This is a genomic window from Rhizobium sp. BK377 (assembly GCF_014193935.1).
Taxonomy (GTDB): Bacteria; Pseudomonadota; Alphaproteobacteria; order Rhizobiales; family Rhizobiaceae; genus Rhizobium.
This window is the reverse complement of the sequence record NZ_JACIAC010000009.1, coordinates 156,999-164,623: the sequence shown is the minus strand read 5'-3', so window position 1 is coordinate 164,623 and position 7,625 is coordinate 156,999. Positions and strand designations below refer to the sequence as shown.

At 61.2% G+C, this 7,625-nt stretch carries 6 protein-coding genes and 1 pseudogene; 2 read left to right on the top strand and 5 right to left on the bottom strand.

Going from position 1 to position 7,625, the window contains the following annotated elements; all coding sequences use genetic code 11:
- The first annotated feature begins 258 nt into the window (after nucleotides 1–258).
- Nucleotides 259–528: an antitoxin gene (locus FHT92_RS27485; RefSeq protein ID WP_183831168.1), complete on the top strand. Its 270-nt coding sequence runs from the start codon at nucleotides 259–261 to the stop codon at nucleotides 526–528.
- Nucleotides 525–928: pseudogene (locus FHT92_RS27480) on the top strand (type II toxin-antitoxin system VapC family toxin). The gene FHT92_RS27485 and the pseudogene FHT92_RS27480 overlap by 4 nt, the downstream one beginning before the upstream one ends.
- Nucleotides 929–1,222: 294 nt before the next feature.
- Here FHT92_RS27480 and FHT92_RS27475 read toward each other — a convergent pair.
- The 5 genes from FHT92_RS27475 to FHT92_RS27455 are packed head-to-tail and all read right to left on the bottom strand — an operon-like array spanning nucleotide 1,223 to nucleotide 7,548.
- A complete protein-coding gene (locus tag FHT92_RS27475) occupies nucleotides 1,223–2,452 on the bottom strand; it encodes an amidohydrolase family protein (RefSeq protein WP_183743168.1) in 1,230 nt (409 codons plus the stop codon).
- Nucleotides 2,453–2,461: 9 nt separating this feature from the next.
- On the bottom strand, nucleotides 2,462–3,811 hold the full coding sequence (locus FHT92_RS27470; protein ID WP_183831166.1) for an 8-oxoguanine deaminase: 1,350 nt from the start codon (nucleotides 3,809–3,811) through the stop codon (nucleotides 2,462–2,464).
- 37 nt (nucleotides 3,812–3,848) lie between these two features.
- Entirely contained in the window at nucleotides 3,849–5,045 is a 1,197-nt protein-coding gene (locus FHT92_RS27465; RefSeq protein ID WP_183831164.1) for an amidohydrolase, read from the bottom strand.
- Between the two features lie 17 nt (nucleotides 5,046–5,062).
- Nucleotides 5,063–6,100, bottom strand: coding sequence for a questin oxidase family protein (locus FHT92_RS27460; protein WP_183831162.1), 1,038 nt, complete (start codon nucleotides 6,098–6,100; stop codon nucleotides 5,063–5,065).
- Nucleotides 6,097–7,548, bottom strand: a complete 1,452-nt coding sequence (locus FHT92_RS27455) for an NAD(P)/FAD-dependent oxidoreductase (protein WP_183831160.1) — start codon at nucleotides 7,546–7,548, stop codon at nucleotides 6,097–6,099. Before FHT92_RS27455 ends, FHT92_RS27460 begins: the two co-directional genes overlap by 4 nt.
- Nucleotides 7,549–7,625 lie beyond the last annotated feature (77 nt).

Genomic DNA, 7,625 nt, shown 5'->3' with positions numbered 1-7,625 from the left:
CTTGCTCCCAACGTTGACGTTGACTAGCGCGTCGAGAGGCGAGAGTGTCGCATCTCTAACTGGCCCAACTGTCGCATTACTAAATAGCCCCTACACAACTTTGCGGCATAAGATAGGTTATGGAACATTTGGGCGGTTTTGCTGCTGTTGGTTCATTTACCGCGAATGCTTCCAATGCACCCCCACCTTATGCCGTAGTAAACGATAAGCCGCTGGACTTGAAAGAGCAGGCCACGGCATATACAAAGGAGGTTTACTATGCCTGTTTCAATGCCCTCAAGACCCAAAGAAGTGAAGCTGTTCCGCAACAATCGTAGCCAGGCGGTGCGCATCCCTGCGGAATTTGAGTTGCCAGGGGATCGGGTGTTGATTCACCGCGAAGGCGATAAGCTCATCATCGAGCCCGTTACCAAGCCGTCCAACATCGTCGAGCTCATCGCCGCATGGAAAACGGAATCCCCGCTCGGGCTGAAAGACGAATTCCCGGAGATCGAGGATATGCCTGCTAAGCCGGAGAACATTTTTTGAACGGGTACTTGCTTGATACGAACATTATTAGTGACATCATACGCAATCCCTTCGGACCGGTGGCACGCCGTATCGAAGATATAGGTCCCAAAGAGATTTGCACTAGCATCATCGTCGCATCGGAGTTGCGATACGGCTGCGAAAAAAAAGATCGGCCAAGCTGCTGGCTAAGGTCGAGAGCATACTTAGAACGCTTCCCATACTGCCGCTGGATGTCCCCGCCGATATAAAGTACTGTGACATTCGTGCGGAGTTAGAAGCTGCCGGCCAGACGATTGGCCTCAACGATCTGCTCATTGCCGCGCATGCTCGTGCGCTGGATCTGACACTGGTGACGGACAATATACGCGAGTTCCGGCGCATTCGTGGCCTCAACCTCCAGAACTGGCTTGAGAGATAGCAAAGGACATCATGGGCGCCGGTACCCTACCCCTTTGAGAAGTTCGCCGACACCAGCGGCATCCAACTCTCTGCGTAGCTTGCTCATATGGACGTCTACGGTCCGATCGACCGCGTCGCCCTCGGGAGGGCATCAACACTTTCGCTCCTTTCGAAAGCCCGGTTCGGGAATACCGGTCCACTGCCTCCCCACTCACTGCAACTGGTAGCCAGTTCGAAATTAAACTTGCTCGACCGATGTAGCTGTCGAAGGGACAACGGTTTGCGATAGGCCCAGGCGACACCATGCTCCCCTTTACACCAAGAAAAGCTGCGGCTGGGGTCGGAAGAAGCTTCGGCGGCCTTTTTTCCAGCCGATGAACGCGGGCGCGATGGTCGCAACGGCGTCGGCGGCCGACGGAGCGTCGAGGACGACGACATCTGCAGCGTTTCCGATCGCGATGCCGTAGCTGCTCTCTATTCCGAGGAGGATGGCCGCTTGCGTCGTGATCATGGCGAAGATCTCGTCAAGGCCATTGGGGGTGCCGATCTGGGAGATATTGGCGTAGAGATTGGCCATGCGCATCAGGTTAACGTCGCCGAAAGGGGTGAACGGGTTCAGAACGTTGTTGGTCGAGATGGTTGTGATGACGCCGAGTGTTGCCAGGCGGTGAGCGGGTGTAACGCCGCGCGGAACGAGATGGGTGGAATTGCGGCCGGTCAGAAACAGATCGGTGGCAGGCAGGACGGTCAACGCCACGCCAGCCTCGGCGAGTGCGCGGCCGATTGGCTCCAGCTCTTCCGGGCGCAAAGCCGAGAGCTTGGTCACATGGCCGACCGACACGCGCCCTTGATAGCGGCGAGCGACGGTCTCGGCCATAACGGCCGGAAGATCAGAGCCCGAGGGGTCGAGGTCGAAATCGAGATGAAAATCGACGGCGACGTCATGGCGCATGGCGAGGTCGAAGATCCGGCGGATGTGTTCGGCCGGTTCGGGATCGGTATAGGGGCACCCCCCCACCAGATCGGCCCCCGCTTTCAACGCCTGTTCCAGCATCTCCTCCGTGCCGGGATCGTTCGTCAGGCCCTCCTGTGCAAAGGCGCAGATTTCGATATCGATGAGATCGCGATAATCGGCTTTCAGATGCCGGATCGCCTCAAATGAGCGGAAGCCGGCGCGCGGATCGATCTCGACGAAGGTGCGCAGGCGGCTGGTGCCGTTGAGGATCGCCTTTTCGACGACCGCGGCGGCACGTGCATAAACATCTTCCTCGGTGAAGGCGGCCTTGGCCCGGGAGGTTTCGCTGACAGCCTCCGCGAGTGTCCCGGTGCAGAGGTTGCAACGGCTGATGATACCAGCCTTGTCGAGATGGATATGGGTCTCGATGAGACCGCCGCAGGCGAATTTCCCTCTGGCATCATAATGCGGAGCATCGCAGACGATGCGAGGCGCGATTGCCGCGATGCGATTGGCCTCGAAGGCAATATCGGTCGGTTCGGTCAAACCTGCCAGCCGGGCGTTGCGGATGACGAAGTCGATCGCCATGGGACCTCCTCAGACCGACAAAAGAAAATTGCGGGCGGCGCGGTTGTGATCGGCGATCAGTGCCTCGATGTCGACACCCGTAGGCATACCGTCGGTGACGCGCCATTCGCCTGCGATCATGACGCGGTCGGCCGTTGTGGCGCCGCAGAGAACCAGGGCGGCCAGCGGATCACCGGCGCCGGAGAAACGCAGTTCGTCAAGCTTGTAAAAGGCGAGATCGGCCTGGCGGCCCGGCGTGATGGCGCCGATGTCATCGCGGCCGAGCAGTTTTGCCGAGCCGGCGGTTCCCCAGCGCAGCGCGTCGAAATGGGTGACGGCCTCCGCACCGTAGGTCAGCCGGTTCAGCATCAGCGCATGGCGCACGGCTTCCATCAAATTGGAATTGTCGTTAGAAGCCGAGCCATCGACGCCGAGCCCGACTGGCACGCCTGCGGCTTCCAGCTCGCTGGTGCGGCACATACCAGATGCAAGCACCATGTTCGAGGTCGGGCAATGACAGACGCCGACGCCGTGTCGGCTAAGCTCGGCGATTTCGGCATCATCGAAATGGATGCCGTGGGCAAGCCAGGTGCGCGAATTCAGCCAGTTGCAGCGGTCGAGATATTCCACCGGCGTGCAGGCAAATTTGCTGCGGCAAAATTCCGCTTCCGCGCGTGTCTCGACCAGATGGGTATGGAGCCGGCAATCATAGCGCCCCGCCAGTTCCGCGGTTTTTTGCATCAGGTCCAACGTGACGTCGAAAGGTGCACAGGGCGCGAGCGCCACCTGCGTCATCGCCCCCTCCGAGCGGTCGTGATAGCGCCATAGCACACGCTCGCTATCGGCAAGGATCACGTCATCGTCCTGTACAACATTGCCGGGCGAAATGACTCCCTGCTGATCCTTGATGTTAAGGCTGCCGCGCGTCAGCGTGATGCGCATGCCGAGGCTGGCCGCCTCCTCGGCCTCGACATCCATCGCGTCTTCGAGGCCGGCGGCATAGAGATAGTGGTGGTCGGAGGTCGTGGTGCACCCGGAAAGCAGGAGTTCCGTCAGGCCGAGACGGACGGCAAGACGGAAGGCTTCAGGGGTCATATGCTTTGCCCAGATAGGGTAGAGCGCGCGGATCCACGGCCAGAGCGACTTGTTGATCGCGGCCGGATGAGCGCGCGTCAGGGTCTGGAACATATGATGATGGGCGTTGACGAGGCCGGGAATGACGACGTGCCGGCCGGCATCAAAGCGGTCATCGACGGGCAGCGTCGGCCGCCGTCCAGCTGCGACCAGCTCGACGATACGACCATTTTCGATGACGACGCCACCCCCAGCGCCCTCGGCCATGATGGCAAGTGGCGATTGTATCCAGAGCCGGCCCTTCATCAGCGATGCTCCTATGCGCTGCGCATTGACGGAAAATTCAGGCGACCAACCGGCCGCCACGGGCGATGATGACACCACGGCGGAAGACGGTTCGATCAAGAGGACGAACGGCGACGGCCTCTGCCAACGACGCGGCAGGCAGGATGACAAAATCGGCAGGCGAGCCGGCTTGGAGCGGGCCGACGAGGCGGCCGAGGATTTCGGCCGGCGCCTGCGTCGCCAAACGAAAGGCCGCAACCAAGTCCGCATCCGAACGGAAATCCTGGCGATCACAGAGGATGCCGACGCGCTCCAGCATGTCGCCATTGCCGAAAGGCGACCAGGCATCGCGGATGTTGTCATTGGCACAGAAGAGGCGAACGCCGGCGGCAGCGAGCCGCTTGACGGGCGGCATGGGGACGGGTCCCGGCGCGCTGGTCATGATCGCCACACCCGATCTGGCGAGTGCCGCAGCCGTGTGGCCGAAATCGACATCTTCTAACGCGCCAAGGCAGAACGCATGGCTGACGACCACCTTGCCTTCGAGGCCGAGGGCTGCCGTGCGGTCGGCAATCTGCCGAAGCTCAAACGCGCCGAGCGCGCCGCCGTCATGCAGGTGGATATCCAGCCCGACACCGTATTTACCGGCGACGGCGAAGATCGCGTCGAGATGCCCGGTCACATCGTTGTCGATGCCGGCGGGATCGAGGCCACCGACGAGGTCGGCGCCTGCGGCGATGGCCGCGTCGAGCAGCGCCGCGGTGCCGGGATTGCGCAGCACACCGGATTGCGGAAAGGCGACGGTCTGGATATCGACGAGATGACCATGGCTCTGCTTCAGCGAGAGCACGGCCTCGAGGCCTTTCAAGCCGACGTCGGTATCGATATCGACGTGGCTGCGAACGGAGAGCGTGCCGTAGGCTGCGAGCCTCTCCAGCAGGGCGCCGCCGCGGGCTTCGACCGGCAGAGCCACCGTGCGCAGCAGAGATTTTTCCGCCTCGATACGCTTGGCGACCGTATCGCCCGGGATATGGGGAATGAAAGGTAAGCCAATCAGTGTCTTATCTAGGTGAACGTGACCGTCGACGAAGGGAGGGCAGAGCAGGCCGCCTGCCGCATCGAAACGCGGCACTGCGGGACCGATGCCGGCCGTTACATTCTGGCCGATCGCGGCGATCCGGTCATTGTCGAGAACGAGCGAGACGATCTCGCCGGCTTCGGTTCTGGCGTTTTCGATTACGAGGCTCGGCGTCATCTACTTTCCATCATCCGCTATGCAATCAGCCCAACCCTGCGCGCCGCCACGACGCGATAGAGCGGATCCTTCCAAACCTCCTCCTCCTGCAAGGCGGAGAAGACCAGGCTGATATCGTGTTCGTCATCCGAAGCAATCGCGGCTTGTTTGATCTCCTGCCAGACGGGCGCTTGCCGATCGCGCATGTCTTCCAGCGCCTCGGCGGTAGGGAGTGCTGGAAAACCGATCTTCGGTACCAGCGCGGCGATCACCTGCCAAAAAGCTCGGTAGAAAGGCTCGGCGTCTTGGAGGTGCGGGGAAACGAGGCGCAGCCAGTGCAAGCCGGTGACGGAATGGAGTGCGGAGAAATCCATAGTTCCGGCGAAGAGTGCGAGCGAGGTCGCGGCCATGCGGCGTGGCGTATCGGCCTTGAAAGCAAGGCGGTCGATAACAGGACGGAAGCCCGGAAGTGCGGCGACGGCGCGGATGTTATGCCAAAGCAGATCCGTTTCAGGCTCGTAGCTGCGAATACCTTCGATATTGCCGACGTCGGCAAGGACGCGTCCTGGATCATCCGTATCGGAAGCACGGCCGGTCGCGGGCGGCAGCGGCAGATAACAGGCCGCCCAATAACCGAGCGCGGTGCCGACCTCGTCGTCATCCTTCTTGAGGACACCGTAGGCAAGGCGCATCAGCGGATGCGTGGCGCTGCCGGCAAGGCCGTTCACCATCGCAGGGAGATAGGTGCGGATAACGGCATTGATGCCGAGCCTGCGGGTTTCGGCGATGAAGAAGGCGCGATAATCCGCCTCGCGCGTGCGATCGCCAAGCGCGTCGATCCAGGCTGCCCGGGCAATTGGAGCAACCGGTGGCGGCATAGGCGGAAGGCCATTGCTCGCGCGATACTGCTCGTACCATTGCTCCAGCCGTTCCGGCGAGGCGCCGAGGCGATCGAGCGCGATCAGCACCATCGGCGCGTGGTTGGCGAGGAGATAGGGAAATTCGACGCTGTCTTCGCGTGCCCGCGAAAGGACGGTCTCCAATCCCGAAACTTGAACGGCGGCAGCCTGCCTCATGTCAAAACCTCCCTTGGTGTCGTGACGGTCTCGTCTATGCCAGGATCGAAATGTGGTTCACCATAGGCGGCCAATGATTCAAGATACCGGTTGGAGTCTTCGATGAACAGCGCTTTCACCAGGGCGCCGACGATGCGCGGCACGCCGTATTTGAGGCCGGTGACGCCGTTGCTGATCGGCCCGAGACTGACCAGAGCGCCGGCATTGAACATGTGGATGCGCGAGACCCAGCCGGCTTCGGCCTGCCTTGGAATGAGCTCGAAACCAGGACCAAGATAGGGATGGCACGCGAGCAGAGCGCTTTCCTCTCCCTGCGGCGGTTGAAAGCGATGCTTCCAGAAAGCAGCGGAATCAACGAGGCCGGCAAGCTCGGGCCTGAGCGCGAAATCAATCTCGTAGCCGGTGCCCAGCAGAAGGTGATCTGCCCGGAAGATGCCGCCCGTGGTCGTCAGCCGGATGCTGCCGCCGTCCATCGAGAGTTCGCGGACATCGCAGCCGAGGCGCAGGGTGAAACCGGGGTGGCTGCAGGCCCGGTCATATTGCTCCTGTGTCGGCGGTACCTTGAAATTGAAGTAGAGATTAGCGAACCGCCAACGTTCAAGATCCGGCAGGTCGGCGAAATGGCCGAGAAAACCGGGGAAGTTGGTCCAGGCGAGAACCTCCGTGCGCGGCAGATCGGCGCTTCGCGCAAACATCGTGACCTCTCGGGCTCCGGCCTCCAAGGCCGCCACCGCCCAGTCGAAGCTCGACGTGCCGCCGCCAAGGATTGCGACATCCTTGCCCTCGAGAAAATCGATGGGTATCGGCTCGCTGCTATGCGTCCATGCGGATTTCGGAAGCGTCTTGACCATCGCGGGTATGCGTGGGCCGCCGCAGCCATCGATACCGGTGGCCATCACCAAATGGCGACAGGTGAGCGTGCGGCTGGTGCCGTCGCTTTTTGCCAGAGCGAGAGCAAGTCCGCCCTCAGCCGGATCTATCGAAGAAAGAGTTGTCCCGTTTTCTACGTCGATGCCGACAGTCCTGCGGAACCAGGTGAGATATGCCATCCAATCCTGGCGGCTAACCTTGTCGAGCGCTTCCCAGGCGTCGTTGCCATGCATCGCCTCGTACCAGGAGCGCAGCGTCAGGCTCGGAATGCCAAGGTCTGGGCCTGACAGATATTTCGGTGAACGCAGGGTCCGCATGCGGGCGCACGTCATCCAGGGGCCTTCCCTGCCCTCTTCGCTCTGATCTATCACATGGACCGACCTGATGCCGCGCCGCTTCAAGGCGAAGGCGATCGACAGGCCGGAGAGGCCGGCACCGCAGATGACGACGGAATGGAAGTTGTCGCGGTCTTCATCGCCGAGCTTCGGCCAGTCGGCGCAGAACGCCTCTATGCGCGCCATCTCATCATCGGCGCGACGTTCCAGCTCTTTAAGGCGCTCGTCCGGCGTGGTCTTCATGGATGTACAGCTCGTGAGCGTTGGACGGGATAGTATAGACGCGCAGAAAACGGTCAGTTCACTTCTATTTTTTATGC

Coding starts and splice junctions, on each gene's coding strand:
- FHT92_RS27475 (WP_183743168.1), bottom strand. CDS start 2,452: ATGGCGATCGACTTCGTCATCCGCAACGCCCGGCTGGCAGGTTTGACC.
- FHT92_RS27460 (WP_183831162.1), bottom strand. CDS start 6,100: ATGAGGCAGGCTGCCGCCGTTCAAGTTTCGGGATTGGAGACCGTCCTT.
- FHT92_RS27470 (WP_183831166.1), bottom strand. CDS start 3,811: ATGAAGGGCCGGCTCTGGATACAATCGCCACTTGCCATCATGGCCGAG.
- FHT92_RS27465 (WP_183831164.1), bottom strand. CDS start 5,045: ATGACGCCGAGCCTCGTAATCGAAAACGCCAGAACCGAAGCCGGCGAG.
- FHT92_RS27485 (WP_183831168.1), top strand. CDS start 259: ATGCCTGTTTCAATGCCCTCAAGACCCAAAGAAGTGAAGCTGTTCCGC.
- FHT92_RS27455 (WP_183831160.1), bottom strand. CDS start 7,548: ATGAAGACCACGCCGGACGAGCGCCTTAAAGAGCTGGAACGTCGCGCC.